The sequence below is a fragment of the Phyllobacterium sp. A18/5-2 genome (assembly GCF_025452215.1).
Classification (GTDB): domain Bacteria; phylum Pseudomonadota; class Alphaproteobacteria; order Rhizobiales; family Rhizobiaceae; genus Phyllobacterium; species Phyllobacterium sophorae.
The window spans coordinates 993,046-1,009,070 of record NZ_CP104966.1 but is presented as its reverse complement, the minus strand read 5'-3'; the positions used below and the strand labels follow the sequence as shown (position 1 = coordinate 1,009,070).

Genomic DNA, 16,025 nt, shown 5'->3' with positions numbered 1-16,025 from the left:
CGATCAATCCTTCGCTATTGCCCAGGCAAGCATCTGTTCGAACAAGGTCTTGTAGCCCTTCCACGCGATAAAATCGGACGGCAGCCAATGCGGTCCGACGTCGGAGGTCCAGGCGAGCGTTCGGCCTTTGCCATAGGTTCCGGTTACGAGCAGCGGCTGGGAGCCGTAGTCGGTTGAGACGGTTGCGAGCACTTCTGCGCCGTCCTTTACCGTAACCTCATTATAACCGAGCAGGACCGGCCAATCCTTGCCGAGACCCTGGAGAATTGGATGGCCGGCGTCGCCGGTGACGACGGGGGTAAAGCCTTCAGGTACCTCGATACGGTCATCGACGGAAAGACAGGAGACAGGCAACACTTCTTCGACAGGGGTCTTGTGATAGCGTGCGCCGCCATTGATGCCCTGGAAACTGTAATAGCCGCCGAACATGAGCAGCGCGCCGCCATTGCGGACGTAGTCACGCAGCAGACGCAGGCGGTTCGGTGTGGTCTTCGAATGGATCCAGGTGTCCGGATGCAGCAGGAGCGTATTGGCACCGATATCTGAGAGGATAATCGCCTTGTACTCCGACAGGGCCTCGATCGTTTGCGGGAAATCGCGCTGCGCTTCATGCGCCGGCATGAATTTCACGTCGAAAGCACTGTCCTTCAGCGCTTTGAGCAGCTCGTCGGCGCCGGTGTGATAGGTGACCGTGGGGAACTGGTCAAAGCCCTTGATATGGGTGGCGGTCGATACCCACGACTCGCCGGCGAGAAGAACTTTGTGTTTGGACATGAAAACTCCTTGATGACTATGAGGGCGGCGATCAGGCTGCCGCGGAAAATACGGATCTTGGGTTGTCGGTGAGCATGCGATCGATGGTCTCCGCATCGACGCCGTGGCGCTTCAGGCGCGGCACGAAATGCTTGAGCACATAGCCATAGCCGAAGCCTCCGAAGCGGGTCAGCATCATTTTTAGGAAGACGTCCTGCGACAGCAGCACCCGGTCACCAAAGCCCATATCGACGAGGGAGCGGATAGCGCGGGCATTCTGCTCGTCCGAAGGCGACTGGGCGTCCTGATCGGCGTAATAATAGTCCATGCCAATCATATCATATTCGAGAAACGCACCGCGCTTGGCGAGGCTGGCCTGATAGGCCAGATCTTCATGGCTGGGGTTCATGTGGCAGAGAACCGTATGCTTGAGGTCGGCACCTTCTTCCTCAACGATATCGAGAACTTCATTTGCCAGCCTTTCCCACCCGGGAAGATGGATCGACAGCGGCACGCCGGTTATGCGTGAGGCGCGGGCGGAAGCACGCAGCGACTTGCGCTCCTCCGATGTGAAATCCTTGCTGACGCCTACTTCGCCGATAATCCCCGCCATGATCTCCGGCTGAGTCTCGCCGCCGCCAGTATCATTGACGAGAAACTCGGTAACTGCATCGACATCCATGTCCTTCAGCCATTCCGGATGGGTGTGCTGCAAATAAAAACCGGAGCCCATGACGATCTTGAGATTGGCCATTCGGGAGATGCGCCGCAGCTTCACCGGATCGCGGCCGATGCCGAAATTGGTCGGGTCGACGACCGTGTGACCGCCAAGAACCTGGAAGCGCTTGAGTTCGCTCAGGGCGAGGTCAGTGTCGGTGAGCGAGACATTGTCCCTGTTGATATAGGGGTTCATGCGCAATTCGCCGATGATCTGGATCGAGACCGGCTGCTCGGCGATGGCGAGTTCGTCCGGGTGGCAAGGGCATTTCCATGAACTCGCACCATCAAGCAGGATATGCTCGTGCATCAGCGTGACGCCCATTTCGCCGACGGGGAGGGGGCCCTGAACGGTCATGACCGTTCCGGATTTGACGCCGATGGGAGCCCTGCCGTGTTCGCTGGTTTCGAAGTCGAGACTCATCCTCAGCGGCTCCGGATGGCACCGCGGAACAGGCGGAAGTTCAGCCAGATCGCAATGAGGATGATCGTGCCAGTGACGATGGGCGTAAGGAAGGGTGACATATGCGCAAGGATCAGCCCGTTGGCGATGACAGCCACAGTCATGGCGCCGAGTACGGTGCCGACGAGCGTGCCCCTGCCACCGAAGAGACTGGTGCCGCCAAGCACGACGGCCGCGATGACCTCCAGCTCGAAGCCTTGTCCGGCATTGGATGAACCAGAACCGAGGCGGGCGGCGAGGATGATACCGGCCGCAGCAGCGGCGGTGCTGGAGAGGACATAGACCATCAGCGTTGTCAGGCGCGTATCCACACCGGCGCGGCGCACGGCCTCAGCATTGGCACCAATACCGGTCACATAACGGCCGAAGCGGGTTTCATTGAAGGCGAGATAGGCAACGACAAGCACGGCCAGGGCGATCAGCGCAGGCACGGGCACGCCGAGGAACCAGGCGCGGCCGATGACCGTGAACGGGCTTGTCGCTTCGACCGGGATGGAATAACCACCGGTGATCAGGAGCGCGATGCCGCGGATGACCGATAGCCCGGCCAGCGTGACGATGAATGCCGGGATGCGCTCATAGGCGATGAAGAAACCCTGGATTGCGCCGACCGCTGCGCCGAGCAGCAGCATGGCAATGATGACCAATGGCCAAGGCAGACCGGCTTGCAGCGTGACGGCAGACAGGGTGGCAACAAGCGCCAGAACTGAACCCACCGAAAGGTCGATGCCGCCCGTGGTGATGACGAAGGTCATCGCAGCCGCAACGATGAGGAGGGGCGCTGATTGCCGCACAATATTGAGCAGGTTCGGTGCCGTCAGGAACGCGTCGGTCACGACCGAGAAGAGCAGGCAGACGACCAGAAAGAAAATGGCAATGGACACGACGCTGCCATTGGCCATGAAGCGGTCACGAAGGGTGCTTTCCCGCACGCGCGATTGGGCGGCAACGGGGTGGAGCGCAGCGTTGTCACTGGAGGTCGATGGATTGCTCATGCGCGTGCTCCATTGTCCTGACGGGCCGAACGGGCCTGGAATTTTCGTCCAACGATCAGGTTGACGACGTCCTCGATGCTGGTGTCCTCGATGCGCCGTTCGGCGACATTGCGGCCTTCATACATCACCTGGATGCGGTCGCAGACGAGGAACAGATCCTGCAGGCGGTGGGTAATGAGAATGACGCTGACCCCGCGGGCGCTGACCGCGCGAATAAGGTCAAGAACCGCTTCGACTTCGGCGACGGCGAGGGCGGCGGTCGGTTCATCCATGATGAGAACGGAAGGCTCGAACGAGGCAGCGCGGCCGATGGCGATGGACTGACGCTGGCCCCCGGAGAGGTTTTCAACCTTCAGGCGCGTATCAGCGATGACGATACCAAGGCGATCCAGCATGGTTCTGGCTTCGTCATGCATGCGCTTCTTGTCGAGAAACGGCATGCCCAAAACCCGGCGTCTTGGCTCGCGTCCGAGGAAGATATTTCCGGCCACATCAACCGTGTCGCACAGCGACAGGTCCTGATAGACCATTTCCACGTGCTCCGCCCGGGCATCGGCGGGGGAGGAAAAGGATACTGCCTTGCCGTCGATCTCGATCGTCCCGGCGTCCGGAATGACCGCCCCGGAGAGCACCTTGCTCAGGGTAGATTTGCCGGCGCCGTTGTCACCGACGAGGCCGAGCACTTCGCCGGGCTTCAGGTTCAGCGAGACGTCGTCAAGCGTCTGGATCGTGTTGTACCGCTTGGATATGCCGGTCATGCGGACCCGGTAAGTTTCGCTGTCAATATTGTTCATCGCAATACCATTGGGTTCAAATGCCTCGGGAGGGGGCGCGGCATGTGCGGCCGCGCCCATCACGGCTCAGGTTCTATTTGAACATGCCGCGGAACTGATCGACATTCTCCTTGGTGACGATCGTCACCGGAACATTGATGATAGGTTCGACCTTTTCGCCCTTCTTGAGCTTGGTGAGCGCCTCAACTGCGGCCTTGCCTTCGCCAGCAGGGTCCTGCTGTACGACTGCCGTGACCCAGCCCGCATCAATGCCTTCGACGGCCTGCTTGGTCAGATCCCATCCGAAGACCTTGACGTCGCCGGTACGGCCCTGGCTGGTAACAGCCGAGACGGCACCGACAAGTGCTGGCTCGCCTGTCGCATAGAGCGTCGTCATGTCCGGATTGGCGGTCATCAGGTTTTCGGCCGCGGTCAGGGCAACGTCCTGGACGTTCTGGCCATCGACCGTATCGAGGAAGGTGATCTGCTGGCCGCTGTCGGCAACGGCCTTCTTGAACCCGTCGAGACGCTGATTCTGGATGAAAGAGTTAAGGGCACCTATCACGCCGATCTTGGCGGTGCCGCTCATATTTGCCTTGACGTAATCCGCATAGAACTTGCCGATGTCTTCACCTGCCTTGGTGTTGTCGACTCCGACGAAAGCGACATTGTCGCCGTCCGGTATCTGCGCATCGATAGCGATGACGGGAATACCGGCGGCCTTTGCCGCCGTGATGGCAGGCTTGACGCCGTTAACGTCGATGGCGACGAGAATGATGCCGTCAACTTTCTGGGTTATGTAGTTCTCCATTGCGTCGTTCTGGGCGCTGGGAACATTGTTGGCGTTGAAGATCACGAGTTTGGCGCCAGCAGCGTCAGCGGCTTTTTGCGCACCCTCGTTGATCTGATTGAAGAACAGCGCCTGCTGATTGATCGTCACGAGCGCGAACGTATCGGCGAAGGCGGACGAGCCGACGGCAAGTGTGATGGCGATGGCCGCAGCGCAGCCGGAGAGTAGCTTGGTAAGACGCATTCCGATTCCCCTTTTTTCTGGTTTAATCGGCCCATGTGCGAGCCCACGTAAAACTGAACGCAGAGGCATCATTCAAGAGACTTGAATGTATGTCAAGTAGTTTGAAGACTGAAATTCAGTTATCAAAAAATGTGAGAAAAATCAGATTCGATCAAAATGGTCCGGGTCCTACGCTCAGAATGTCGGGGGCGTGTTGACCCAAAAAATGCTTGCCCGTTCAGAGCCCGTGTTGCGGTAGTGGTGCGGCAGGTCCGAATTGAAAACAAAGGAATCGCCGGCGGAAAGCAGGAACTGGCGTTCGCCGACGATCAGCTCGATTTCACCGGCCAACACATAGCCGACCTCTTCGCCGGCATGCTGGATCGGCCCGGCACTGGCGCCGTCTTTTTCGATATGGTGGATGTTGCATTGGAGCAAATGACCCTGCGAATAGGGAATGATACGCTCCAGCGAGATACCTTCGCCGCGCCGCAAGGGATCAAGTGCGATCAGCGGCCTTGCCCCGGCACGAAAGACGATGCCTTCCTCGCCGTCGGATTCCTCGAACATCCAGCCGATATTGGTCTCGAGAACCTGAACCAGCCGGTGAAGCATGGGCAGGGATGGCGATGCCTTGCCGTTCTCGATCTTGGACAACAGGCTTTCCGAGCAGTTGGCCGCTTCGGATAGCGCTTTCAGCGTCAAGCCACGGGTCTGGCGTGCCAGTTTCAACCGCGTTCCGAGCCGCGATGGATTGGCATCGGCAATCTCCCGGGAATTGTCGCGGGCCTGTTTGTCCAGTTCGATCTTGTTCATTTGCCTTGCCGTGACCTGCAGTTTCGACCGGTCGTTGGCATACATTCGCGCTCATGCAATGACAATGCAAGTTCTTCTGCAGCAAGGGCCGGTGCGAAACCTTCAGGACGTTCCCTTCTGCTGCAGCAGGCGCCGCTCCTTCGCCTTTCTCTGCGTTCCGGTTATGACGTGAACGACAACGGCAGCGAAGACAATCGAACCGCCGATCAGCGTACTCGCGCTCGGGATCTCACCAAAAACCAGCCAGATCCAGAGAGGCGCCAACGGAGCATCGAGCGATCCGATCAGGGCAGTTTCGATCGCCGGCAAACGTTTGGCGCCGAGAGTGAAGAGAGCAAGTCCGACGGCGGAAACCAGTATGCCGAAAAGGGCGATAAGCAGGAGGTTCTGGGCGGAAACGGCGAGAGGTTCACCGAGCGGCCAGCAGATCAGCGAACTGACAAGCGCTGACAGGCATGCGGCGGGCATAACGGAAATGTCGGGGGCACGCCGGACAATAATCATCAGTACCGCCATGCACAGCGTCATGCCAAACGCCAGGAGGTCGCCGAAGAGTGAACCTTCGGCGCCCACGCCAACCATGATGACAACGCCGATCAATGCCGCGATGCTGGCGAGGATAGCGCCGGCCGTCGACCGTTCGCCCATCGCGAACCAACCGAGGACAGCGGCGACGAAAGGAATGGTGGCGTAAATTACGGCCACATGAGCGACGGTTGTCTCCTTGAGAGAGTTGATCAAGAACACCATGCCAAGCGCGGATACCGCGACGAACAACCAGCCAGGGAGGCCAATATTCCGGAAGCTTTTCCAGAACGGGCCATCTTCTGCGATCGCGATCACAGCGGCAATTCCGAGAGAGCCGAAAATGCCGCGCCAGGCGAGGATCGTCCAGCTGTCCAGGGGGATGACCCGGGTGAAAAGCCCGGCCAGGCTCCAGGCAACGGTGGAGGCCGTCACAAGGATCAGTCCAAGTCGATATCCGGCTGCCGGGTTCATTGATTGTCCCGCGAATGATGTGCTGCTGCGCTGATCTAGCTCCGTGTTCGCACCCCATGGCAAGGTTACGCGGAAGAAAATTTCCCGGCCTCCTGGCAATGCTGTGTCAGGAGGCGCGAGATTGCGACCTGTGGCCTTGATTGGCGGGATGCTCTGCCGCATAAATGCGGCCCCTCGAAACCTTCGTTTCCGTCCAGCACGAAACGCTACTTGTCAGGAATGCGAATTATGTCAAATGCCGTCGTCCCCAGTTCCGGTGTTCTTGTCGGAAGGGCCAAGGTGCCCGGCCATGCCTACCCGCGGATTGTCACGGTCCGCGATGGCGCGGTGCTGGATATCACCAGCAAGACTGCGCCAACGGTGCGCGATATCGCCGAACTGGGGAATCCGGCGGGGCATGTGGCTGATGCAACCGGAACAAAGCTCGGCGATGTCGATGTGATCGTTGCAAACAGCTGGGCAGCGAAATTCGATCCAACGATTCCCGCTCTGCTCTCGCCGATCGATTTGCAGGCGGTCAAGGCTTCGGGTGTGACTTTCGTCGCGTCATTGCTGGAGCGCGTCATCGAGGAGCAGGCAAAGGGCGACAAGGCCAAGGCTGACGCGCTGCGCGAAGATGTGCTCAAGCTCATCGGTGCGGATCTCTCGCAGATCGTGCCCGGGTCGCCCGCCGCAATGCAGGTGAAGGAAGCGCTGATCGCCCGCGGTGTCTGGAGCCAATATCTCGAAGTCGGTATCGGACCGGACGCGGAAATTTTCACCAAGGGCCAGCCGATGTCGACGGTCGGCTTTGGCGCGGATGTCGGACTGCATCCAATTTCGAGCTGGAACAACCCGGAGCCGGAAATCGTGCTGGTGGTTTCGAGCGCCGGACGCATCGTTGGAGCAACATTGGGGAATGACGTCAATCTGCGCGACGTGGAAGGACGCTCCGCACTGCTGCTCGGGAAGGCCAAGGACAACAATGCGTCCGGATCGGTCGGGCCGTTCATCCGCCTCTTCGACGGCGATTTTACCATCGAGACGGTCAAGACGGCGGAGCTCAGCATGCGCGTCGAGGGCGAGGACGGCTTCGTGCTCGACGGGCATTCCAACATGGCCAAGATCTCGCGCACGCCGGAATCGCTGGTCGAGGCGACCATTGGGCGGCACCACCAATACCCGGACGGACTGGTGCTGTATCTCGGCACGATGTTCGCACCGGTGAAGGATCGCGATGGGCCGGGCAAGGGCTTTACCCACAAGATGAACGACATCGTTTCCATCTCCACGTCATCGTTGGGTACATTGTCGAGATCGCGTCCGGCTGTCGACGGAGTGCGCGCCATGGACTTATGGCGTGAGCCATCTGCTGCGTGATCTCGGCAAGGCGGATCTGCTCTAGCTCACGTCCAGAAGTAACGGACTATGTGAAAGAAGACTGGCGCGGCAAAGACAAGGCTGTCCGCGCGGTCGAGCATGCCGCCATGGCCCTCGATCATATGACCCCAATCCTTCACGCCGCGATCGCGCTTGATGGCCGATGCGACCAGCCCGCCAAAGAAGCCCATAATGCAGGCCAGCCCGGCCATCAGTCCGGACTGCAGCGGCGTGAAAGGTGTGAGCCAGGAAAGCGCCGCACCAAGCAGTGAGGCGCTGATGATACCGCCGATCAGCCCCTCCCAGGTTTTGGAGGGCGATATTTTCGGTGCGACCTTGTGCTTGCCGAACAGTTTTCCGAATACATATTGCAGCACGTCGCTGCCTTGGACGGTGGCGATGAGAAAGGCTATGAGCAGCAGGCCTTTGCCCTCGAAACCCGGTACAGGCAGCGTCAACAGCGCCGGTACGTGACTGATGCAATAGACGGAGAGCATGATGCCCCATTGCTGTTCGCTGACGCGCTCGAGGAAGCGAGCTGTATCGCCGGAGATTGCCGTCAGCGCCGGCATGGCCAGGAAGCAATAGACGGGAACGAAGATCGCAAAGAGCCCATACCAGTCGATCCAGAGCAGGTAGTATTGCACCGGAATGATCACCAGAAACATGCCGAGCAGGATCCAGTGATCACCGCGCCGCGTGTGCGTCAGCGTCACATATTCGCGCAGTGCGGCAAACGAGACAAATGCGAACAGCAGGATGACGCCGCCCTTGCCGAACAGGAAGGCAATGGAGATGGCGGCAACCATGATCCACCACGCCTTGATGCGCGAGTTAAGATTGGCGAGTGTCGAGGGGAGCGCGTCGCCCTTGCGTGTGCTCCTCCAGCTCAGCGCGGTGGCAACGGCGCTTGCGACAGTCAGTACACCGAGAAGGCCGAGGAATAGCCAGACCGTTTCAGTCATGATTGAGCGCCCTCTGGTGTTCCGGATTGAGTTCGAGCAGTGCTTGCCGGGACCTGTGCAGAAAGGCGTGGCGGTCCTCGCCGGGCTCAAGGATAACCGGCGTCCCGAAGATGACACGGCAAAGCAGCGGCACCGGCAGGAATGCGCCCTTCGGCAGAACGCGCGACATGTTCTCGATCCAGCACGGAACGAGTTCCACATCGGGGCGGGCGAGAGCGAGATTATAGAGCCCGGAGCGGAAGCGCAGCAGCGGCTCCTCGGTCATGTTGCGCGTACCTTCGGGAAAGATGATCAGGGATTGGCCTTCCTTCAGGACATCCAGCATGATGACCATCGGATCTTCCGCGCGCTCGACCCAGTTGCGCTCGACCAGCACGGTGTTGAGGAGGTCGCGCGCCAATACATGACGTATCTTGTTCTTGCGCCAGTAATCGGCGCCAGCGACGGCGCGGGTACGCTCGCGTTCTTCCGGAAGCAGGCAGGAGGACAGCAGGATGAAGTCGCCATGGCTGGCATGGTTGGCGAAATAGATGCGCTGGCGTCCCAGCGGCGAACAGCCTTGCCAGATCGGCCGCACGCCCGTGATGGCTCGCGCCAGTCCGGCAAGCGCCATGGCGGCCGCGCGCCGCAGCAGTGGTTTTGCGTTCATTCTTGTTCCCCCAGACCGGCGCTAGGCAGTCCACAGCCCATAGGCTGTCAATGCAGCGAATAGAGCAAGAAAAGACGCAAAAGCAAGGTGCAGTTTTGTCAGCAGGCGGTTGGTTCCCGAGATTCGCGCTTGAAGCGGCCGCGTCACTTTCGGGCACTTGCGCAGATGCATGCGTTCAAGAAGATCGTCGGCGGCACGGCAGCCGGCGGTCTCGTCCTCGTGGGAGGCAATAAAATTGAAAAGCGCCGCATCGAAGCGGAGATAGACGGCAAGAAAAAGCGTGATCAGTCCGCCAATGATCATCAGCGGCCAAAGCCAGCCGAACAGGGGGCCGCCCGCATCACCGACAATGGAGGAGGCAACCAGCAACAAACAGGTCAGGAAGCCATAGGTATGCGCTCTGTGCTTGAGCCGGGCGGCAAATGTGGCAGCATCGTTATCCATTCTCTGGCCGCTCCTCCGCGATGGCAATCATCTCTTCTGTCAGATGGATCCGCCTGCCCTTGCCTTCAATCAGGCGTATGGCATCGGCGGCATTCTTCGCGTAACCGTAGCGCAAGAGCCAGAAGCCGACAGCCGCCGCACTGCGCTGGAAACCAAGTGCGCAACAAACGAGGACCGGCCCCTTGCTGCGAGCATTTTCGATCGCTTCCGATGCCTTTTCAAGCTCGACGCGGCCGGCCGGGAGAAGGTCAAGTGCCGGAAAGGCCTGCCACTCAACCTCCACGTTAGACGGCTTTGCCAACTCACTGGTCATGTCGATTACGGTGGCAAAAGCCGATAACTCGGATCGCTTCGGCAGGCGCCCAAGATGTACGCCGCAGCACACGTGAACCGAGGACGCGAGTTTCCTTGTCCACAGATAGCTGTTGACCACGGCACCAAGCCGGTATGGAGCGAGGAGCCACCGGCTGGCGAAGGAGACTGTTCCGTCGGCGGCTTTCTGAAAGACACTGGCACCAGCACCGAAATAGCCAGCGGCAACGAGCGCAAGCGCCAGCGATGGCCAGAGAAAGATCAGGTAGACCGCTGAATTGTATGTTCCCAGCACCGTCAGCAGAACAAAGACCAGACTGCCCCCGGCGTAGTATGAGCCAATCCTTCGGGCTCGGGCGTCGCTGGCCAGCCGGAATCCGGCCAGCGGCGACGGTGTATCGCCGGGAAAAAGCCACAAGGCGAAGACACCAAGCAGCACGCCGGTCGGTATGTCGATAAAATGATGCTGGTAGGTTGTGAGGACGGAAAGGCCGATCAATGTACACCAGGCGTGCCAGATCCGCAGCGCACCACCGGAAAGGCGCCGGTGCCAATGCATCCAGATGATGACCAACAAGGCGATGTGGAGCGACGGAGCCTGGTTGAACGGTTTATCAAACCCGCCGAGGAGGTCGAAAAGGAAGCCGGACGCACCGCTTGTCGCTGGTTTCTGGAAAATTGCGGTTAGAGGGAAGAGGATGAAGCAGCTGACTGCGACGACCTGCGCGGTCAGATAGCGCTTTGCCAGCCGGTCGACCTGGATAGGGGTGTCATTGAGGAAAAGCGAAAGGCCATAGAAAAAATTGATCGACCAGTAGGGGAAGATCGTCCATGCCATGAAGGGGATCGCATGTTCCCAGGTGAACGTGATGTTGGGAACATTCGCACGTTGGGAGGCAAGCCAGTTGGCTGCACCATAGGAAATATAGAACAGTGGTGCGAGCAGGAGCAGCCAAAGGACGGCGCGCTTTGCCACAGCCTTGTCGAAACGCCATTCCCCGATGGGTGCGATGGTTTCTGCTGTCATAGGCGTTCTGCGATGGAAACGGTGAAGATGCCCCATTGATCGATACGCTGTTCGATCTTTCTGAAGCCCGCCGCCGCGACCAGCTGGTCCATTTCAGCCTGTGTCCGGCGTCGCATCACCCAAGCCTCACCACCGCGATGGGAAGTAAGCGCCCGCGCGATCATTTCGAGCTGCGGGTGCCATGGCTGGTTAGTATAAAGAAGCAGGCTGCCCGGTTTCATCGCCCTTGCCAGACCATCAAGCGAGCGCTCGATCAGGCCATTGTCCGGGAACAGCTCATAGAGGCCGGAGACAATGGCCAGATCGGGTGAAGGGATGGTCGCCGCCAGCTTGTCACCGTCGAATGCGTCGGCCTGATGAAAGCTCGCGGTATCTTTGAGCCCCCGTTCCGCGATCAGCCTGCTCCCCGCCTCGACATTGATCGGCGAATAGTCTTGCAATCGAACGCTGTCCGGTTTGATTGCGGATTTATCGATGGCATCGAGCACATACCGGCCATGACCGGCGGCAATATCGAGCAAATGCGTCGGGCGGCCAGCGTCCCGCAACCGGGCAAGCGCAATGCGGGTCAGTTCTTCCAGGTGCAGTTTGCGCTGGCGAATACCGCGCCAGCCAATCGCATCGAGAAACTGCCGGTCGATGAGCCGCCCGCCCGGCCCAAGCCCGCGCGGCTGGTTCTCGTAGACATAATCGAGGGTCGATCCCAAATCGAAGCCGGTTTTGACGCCGGTCTCCAGTCCTTTGGAGAACAATGCGCTGACACGAATGGAGGTGCGGTAAAAAGCCCAGTAAAGCCCTTTAACCGACAAAAGATCATGGGGTGAGGAAAGCCTGTCCTGCTCGTCGCGGGTGAATCCGGTCTCATCGGCATTGGTGACATCAAGGGTAGCAGGCTCCGCGGCGAAGCGATCGGCAATGAAGCGGCGGACATGGGCGACTGCGATGCCGCGATCCTTCTCGCCCAGCGTGTCATGAAAGAAGCCTTTCAGCACATGCCGCTCTTTCAAAGGATGTGCCAGATTCTCGTAGAAGCGATGTTGCGGTCCATGGCGTACCACCCAGTCGCTGCCGGAGATCAGCAGCTGGGTGGGTACGATGATGGAGCGCGCGTCGGCGACAACGCGGTCCGCCGTCTCATAGAGATCGAGCAAAACATTGGAAGCGATGGGGCGGGTGATCAGCGGATCGCTTTCAAAGGAAGCAATCCGCGCGGGATCGTGGGTGAGAAATTTTGCCTTCACATAGGAATTGACGAAGAACTGGCCCTTCAGCTTCTGCCATAGCCAGATGCCCTCACGGGCGAAAGGCACATAGAGTTTGACGCTGAAGGCCGGCGAAGCCAGTACCAGCGCGCGGATTGGCGGTGCGTAGTCGTGAACCCAGGTGGCGGCCAGAACGGCGCCGACGGATTGCGCAACGACCGCCATGTCGCTGACCGCAAAGCCGTCCACCACACTGATGTGCTGAACAAAGCTATCGAGATCGTGGACCGATGCGGCGAAGGATGGCGAAAAGCCGCGCACGCCGGGCGAGCGGCCATGGCCGCGGGCGTCCCATGCATAAAAGGCGAAGTCATGCAGGCCAAGTTCTTCAACCAGATGGGCAACACGCCCCCCGTGTTCATGGCCGCGATGCAGGAGGACGATTGCGCCTTTGGCCTGGCCGGATTGCGCCGGCCATTTGCGATAGAAAAGCTCGGTCCCGTCATGGGTGCGAAACGTCATTTCTTCCATTGCGCCTGCCACCGCAGGATCAGATAAGGGTTCAGCGCGCATTGTTTCTCCAGACGGAATGATCATTCAGGAAATCGATGAGTTGGCGCGGCGGAGGCCAGCACGGATGCGGTTGAACATGGTGTAAAGCGACAGCAGCGCCATGAGTGGAAAGACCCAGCCGAACCAGGCCGGCAAAACCACACCGCTGCCAATCAGCGCCGCGATAATGCCGAGGGCAAGAGCGCGGTCACTTTTGCCGAAGGGGCCGTCATAGCCCCGGCCGCCGCCGATCATCACGCCGAGAACGCCAGCATATTCAACAAGCAGGGCTGCGATGGCGAAGGCGACTACCCCTGGCGCGGAAAACGGGGCGACGAGGAGGAAGGGCAGGATGAGCGCCACATCAGCAATCACATCGCCGACCTCGTTCAGACAGGCACCGAGTTTCGATGCCTGGCCGAATTCTCGCGCCATCATCCCGTCAATGGCATTGAGCGCCATCCGAACAAACAGCACCAGGGGCAGAATCCAGAAAAAGTGGCGTGGTTTCCGGATAAAGCGCGATGATCGCTCCCGCGAAAACTGACAGAGCCAATGCTGCAACTGTTATCTGATTTGCCGTCGCGCCGGCGGCGACGAGCCGGCCAACCAGCGGACGCAACAGGTTCTGAAATGCCGGCTTGATCGAGTAGAGCGTTGGCATGAAATCATCCCCCATGATTGCGCCGCATATATCCAGCCTACATAACCTTAGGCGGGTATGGATTTCAAATCAGTTCGGCCAGAGGAGGGAAGGGATTTGACGATATTTCGTCCGCTATGTTTTGCGAGGTAAAGGGCCTTGTCGGCGTTTTCAAGCAATTGGGACGAAGTCTCGAATTTGCCACTCTTGAGAGTGGCGGCGCCAACGCTCGCGGTTATGCGGATAACTTCATCGTAACTCGTCTTTATGATCAGGCTGCTGAGGGAAAGCCGGATTTTTTCAGCCTCGGCAATTGCTTCCTGCAGGTTGCAGCCGGGGAATACCACTGAAAACTCCTCGCCGCCGTAGCGGGCCGCATGACATTCGCGTTCCGCACAAACGCCGCGCAACACATTCGCTGTCATCTTAAGGCACGTGTCGCCCATCTGATGGCCGTAATGGTCGTTGATGGATTTGAAATGGTCGAGATCCACCATCAGAATTGCAAGGTCGGTTCCGTCTTGTGCGGCCTTGGTAAACTCCTCACCCAGACGCTTTTCGAAACTTCTGCGGTTCGCAAGCGTCGTCAATCCGTCCTCTTCCGACAAAGCCTGGAGAATTGAGTTCGTCCTCAATAGATCGCTCGACACGCGGCCATAGGCCTCGATAGCTTCGTAGATCGTTGACAGCTCGCGAAACAGGGGCCGTCGAAGCTTGAAATTACGACCTTCGTGGCGGTCAATCGATTGCAGACCTTCGATGGCCGAGTTTATCGGCGTGATGATGTGTCTCGCTACGACATAGATAGCGCCAACTGCCGTTGCGACCGGAAGAATCAATATGATAATCCAGGCGATCTGGATCATTCTTGCCGTGCGTTGGATATCCCCGGACATGCCATAGGCAAGGACGGCGGCGTCGCTGATCATCGATTGGCTCAACTTGTCGGTCACCCGCATTGCGCTCTGATAGGTTTCAAGAGCTTGCTCTTCCAGTTCCGCCCTGATGGCCGGGTCCGGGCCGATACCAGTGCCGAAGTCCATCCTGCGCACTTGCTCCCGGATGGCGACTATCCTTTTGACTGAAGCCCCAACATCCATGACGCCTTTAGCCAGTTCATTATTTTCGTCCAGCGTGAAGCTTTGAGCGAGGACATGTGTCTGGAGTTGAAGCTGCCGTTCTAGTTCCCGATCCTTGGCAAGATAGATTGAGCGGGCAAGTGAAGCCAAACGCTCGACCTTGATCGCGTTTCGGTTCTGGCTGAGCACCAGCGGCAGCTGCTGTTCCTGCGTGTATCTTGCGTCGCTTTCGATCTTGCGCAGGAAGACGATGGAAAAGCCCGCCGCAACAATTGCATAAAAAAGCACAAATCCGATGAGCAGTCTGCCAGCGGCAGCCATCGATATCTGAAAGCCTTTTTTCTGTGCGGTCATGCGGGAGCCAGTCTGGATCTAGTAGATGCTGAAGGGAAAGTATGCGTTGTTGATGCGATCGTAGGTCCCATTGAGGCGGATCTGGTCCAAAGCCACATTGACTTTCTTGATCAATTCCGCGTTCCCCTTGTGAGCGGTGATATGTGCCGAGCTTTTCAGGAAGTCATTGGTGACAGGATCGCCGACATAATCGAATTTCGAGCTCTCGGGCGCTTGGAGGAAAGTCAGCAGGTCTATCAGAATCAGCCAGGATCAAATCCACCTCTCCCGCCTGGAGAAGTTTCTGGGCTTCTGGCTGGTCCTTTGTCAGTATTATCTTGCTGTCGGGGTAGTTCTTCTTGAGGTATTCCGATTGAATTGTCTGGCTACCTGCGGCGATGCGGGATCCTTTCAGTGCCGCGGGAGATATGTCCTTGAATCTGTTTGGATCGGCGGCAAATGCCGAGTGTGAACGATAGTAAGGAGCAGAATATTCCATTCTCTTGGCGCGTTCCTCGGTCAAGGACATGCTGGCGACGACGAGGTCATACTCGTTCTTTTCAAGCCTGCCGATGATGTCATCCCAGGGAACCGCTACAAACGAACACGTTGCGTTCATTTGCTGGCACAGGGCCTTGGCGATATCCACATCGAACCCGACGAGATTGCCAGAGGCATCGAGAGAGTTAAACGGGGGATAGGCTCCCTCCGTCGCGACCTTCAGCTTCAATTCATCTGCCGCGGCTGCGTTTCCCCAAGCGAGAATCGCGATTGCTGCTGTCACCAAAATTGTCGTTTTCATTCCTGTCACCCCCAATATCCGACAATAACAGAGTCGCCCAGCTGGAATGAATAAATGGTGAGTGGCGGTGACTATCTGTGAATATGCTTGACGCATCTTAAATGCGCCCGGTTGCATTGGATGGTTCCTG

General features: G+C 58.6%; 16 protein-coding genes and 1 pseudogene. 1 reads left to right on the top strand and 16 read right to left on the bottom strand.

From position 1 onward, the window contains the following. Window positions 1–3 precede the first annotated feature (3 nt). The 7 genes from N8E89_RS05030 to N8E89_RS05000 all read right to left on the bottom strand — a co-directional run bounded on the left by N8E89_RS05030 (window position 4) and on the right by N8E89_RS05000 (window position 6,528). On the bottom strand, window positions 4–774 hold the full coding sequence (locus tag N8E89_RS05030) for a glutamine amidotransferase (protein ID WP_106661912.1): 771 nt from the start codon (window positions 772–774) through the stop codon (window positions 4–6). Between the two features lie 31 nt (window positions 775–805). Continuing rightward, window positions 806–1,894: a phosphotriesterase family protein gene (locus N8E89_RS05025; RefSeq protein WP_262261306.1), complete on the bottom strand. Its 1,089-nt coding sequence runs from the start codon at window positions 1,892–1,894 to the stop codon at window positions 806–808. Between the two features lie 2 nt (window positions 1,895–1,896). After that, complete coding sequence (locus N8E89_RS05020; protein ID WP_170116977.1) at window positions 1,897–2,928, bottom strand: ABC transporter permease; 1,032 nt, start codon at window positions 2,926–2,928, stop codon at window positions 1,897–1,899. Next, window positions 2,925–3,722: an ATP-binding cassette domain-containing protein gene (locus N8E89_RS05015; RefSeq protein ID WP_162707254.1), complete on the bottom strand. Its 798-nt coding sequence runs from the start codon at window positions 3,720–3,722 to the stop codon at window positions 2,925–2,927. Before N8E89_RS05015 ends, N8E89_RS05020 begins: the two co-directional genes overlap by 4 nt. Before the next feature lie 73 nt (window positions 3,723–3,795). Beyond that, entirely contained in the window at window positions 3,796–4,734 is a 939-nt protein-coding gene (locus N8E89_RS05010; RefSeq protein WP_106661910.1) for an ABC transporter substrate-binding protein, read from the bottom strand. 174 nt (window positions 4,735–4,908) lie between these two features. Next, complete coding sequence (locus N8E89_RS05005; RefSeq protein ID WP_106662570.1) at window positions 4,909–5,529, bottom strand: cupin domain-containing protein; 621 nt, start codon at window positions 5,527–5,529, stop codon at window positions 4,909–4,911. A 102-nt stretch (window positions 5,530–5,631) separates the two neighbouring features. Further along, window positions 5,632–6,528: a DMT family transporter gene (locus N8E89_RS05000; RefSeq protein WP_162707253.1), complete on the bottom strand. Its 897-nt coding sequence runs from the start codon at window positions 6,526–6,528 to the stop codon at window positions 5,632–5,634. Window positions 6,529–6,756: 228 nt separating this feature from the next. Between N8E89_RS05000 and N8E89_RS04995 the strand changes: the two are divergent. After that, a pseudogene (locus N8E89_RS04995) lies at window positions 6,757–7,912 on the top strand (fumarylacetoacetate hydrolase family protein). Window position 7,913: 1 nt separating this feature from the next. Here the strand turns inward: N8E89_RS04995 and N8E89_RS04990 are convergent. The 9 genes from N8E89_RS04990 to N8E89_RS04950 form a co-directional block, all read right to left on the bottom strand. Further along, on the bottom strand, window positions 7,914–8,852 hold the full coding sequence (locus N8E89_RS04990) for a phosphatidate cytidylyltransferase (protein ID WP_262261305.1): 939 nt from the start codon (window positions 8,850–8,852) through the stop codon (window positions 7,914–7,916). Beyond that, window positions 8,845–9,501: a lysophospholipid acyltransferase family protein gene (locus N8E89_RS04985; protein WP_262261304.1), complete on the bottom strand. Its 657-nt coding sequence runs from the start codon at window positions 9,499–9,501 to the stop codon at window positions 8,845–8,847. The genes N8E89_RS04990 and N8E89_RS04985 overlap by 8 nt, the downstream gene beginning before the upstream one ends. Window positions 9,502–9,522: 21 nt before the next feature. Continuing rightward, window positions 9,523–9,945, bottom strand: a complete 423-nt coding sequence (locus N8E89_RS04980; protein WP_106661904.1) for a hypothetical protein — start codon at window positions 9,943–9,945, stop codon at window positions 9,523–9,525. Then, window positions 9,938–11,284 (bottom strand): phosphatase PAP2/dual specificity phosphatase family protein, encoded by a 1,347-nt coding sequence (locus tag N8E89_RS04975; protein ID WP_262261303.1) that lies wholly within the window; start codon window positions 11,282–11,284, stop codon window positions 9,938–9,940. The genes N8E89_RS04980 and N8E89_RS04975 overlap by 8 nt, the downstream gene beginning before the upstream one ends. Next, window positions 11,281–13,059, bottom strand: coding sequence for a bifunctional alpha/beta hydrolase/class I SAM-dependent methyltransferase (locus N8E89_RS04970; protein WP_262261302.1), 1,779 nt, complete (start codon window positions 13,057–13,059; stop codon window positions 11,281–11,283). Before N8E89_RS04970 ends, N8E89_RS04975 begins: the two co-directional genes overlap by 4 nt. Before the next feature lie 24 nt (window positions 13,060–13,083). After that, window positions 13,084–13,515, bottom strand: a complete 432-nt coding sequence (locus N8E89_RS04965; RefSeq protein WP_315975676.1) for a CDP-alcohol phosphatidyltransferase family protein — start codon at window positions 13,513–13,515, stop codon at window positions 13,084–13,086. Further along, the gene (locus N8E89_RS28975) at window positions 13,481–13,702 is read right to left on the bottom strand and encodes a hypothetical protein (RefSeq protein ID WP_315975675.1); all 222 of its coding nucleotides are present in this window, start codon (window positions 13,700–13,702) and stop codon (window positions 13,481–13,483) included. The genes N8E89_RS04965 and N8E89_RS28975 overlap by 35 nt, the downstream gene beginning before the upstream one ends. Window positions 13,703–13,749: 47 nt before the next feature. After that, entirely contained in the window at window positions 13,750–15,114 is a 1,365-nt protein-coding gene (locus N8E89_RS04960) for a GGDEF domain-containing protein (protein ID WP_262261301.1), read from the bottom strand. Between the two features lie 163 nt (window positions 15,115–15,277). Further along, window positions 15,278–16,012, bottom strand: coding sequence for a transporter substrate-binding domain-containing protein (locus N8E89_RS04950; RefSeq protein ID WP_262261300.1), 735 nt, complete (start codon window positions 16,010–16,012; stop codon window positions 15,278–15,280). Window positions 16,013–16,025 lie beyond the last annotated feature (13 nt).

Excerpts from the sequence above, each read along its gene's own strand:
- N8E89_RS05030 (WP_106661912.1), bottom strand. The coding sequence starts at position 774 with ATGTCCAAACACAAAGTTCTTCTCGCCGGCGAGTCGTGGGTATCGACC.
- N8E89_RS05025 (WP_262261306.1), bottom strand. The coding sequence starts at position 1,894 with ATGAGTCTCGACTTCGAAACCAGCGAACACGGCAGGGCTCCCATCGGC.
- N8E89_RS05020 (WP_170116977.1), bottom strand. The coding sequence starts at position 2,928 with ATGAGCAATCCATCGACCTCCAGTGACAACGCTGCGCTCCACCCCGTT.
- N8E89_RS05015 (WP_162707254.1), bottom strand. The coding sequence starts at position 3,722 with ATGAACAATATTGACAGCGAAACTTACCGGGTCCGCATGACCGGCATA.
- N8E89_RS05010 (WP_106661910.1), bottom strand. The coding sequence starts at position 4,734 with ATGCGTCTTACCAAGCTACTCTCCGGCTGCGCTGCGGCCATCGCCATC.
- N8E89_RS05005 (WP_106662570.1), bottom strand. The coding sequence starts at position 5,529 with ATGAACAAGATCGAACTGGACAAACAGGCCCGCGACAATTCCCGGGAG.
- N8E89_RS05000 (WP_162707253.1), bottom strand. The coding sequence starts at position 6,528 with ATGAACCCGGCAGCCGGATATCGACTTGGACTGATCCTTGTGACGGCC.
- N8E89_RS04990 (WP_262261305.1), bottom strand. The coding sequence starts at position 8,852 with ATGACTGAAACGGTCTGGCTATTCCTCGGCCTTCTCGGTGTACTGACT.
- N8E89_RS04985 (WP_262261304.1), bottom strand. The coding sequence starts at position 9,501 with ATGAACGCAAAACCACTGCTGCGGCGCGCGGCCGCCATGGCGCTTGCC.
- N8E89_RS04980 (WP_106661904.1), bottom strand. The coding sequence starts at position 9,945 with ATGGATAACGATGCTGCCACATTTGCCGCCCGGCTCAAGCACAGAGCG.
- N8E89_RS04975 (WP_262261303.1), bottom strand. The coding sequence starts at position 11,284 with ATGACAGCAGAAACCATCGCACCCATCGGGGAATGGCGTTTCGACAAG.
- N8E89_RS04970 (WP_262261302.1), bottom strand. The coding sequence starts at position 13,059 with ATGCGCGCTGAACCCTTATCTGATCCTGCGGTGGCAGGCGCAATGGAA.
- N8E89_RS28975 (WP_315975675.1), bottom strand. The coding sequence starts at position 13,702 with ATGCCAACGCTCTACTCGATCAAGCCGGCATTTCAGAACCTGTTGCGT.
- N8E89_RS04960 (WP_262261301.1), bottom strand. The coding sequence starts at position 15,114 with ATGACCGCACAGAAAAAAGGCTTTCAGATATCGATGGCTGCCGCTGGC.
- N8E89_RS04950 (WP_262261300.1), bottom strand. The coding sequence starts at position 16,012 with ATGCAACCGGGCGCATTTAAGATGCGTCAAGCATATTCACAGATAGTC.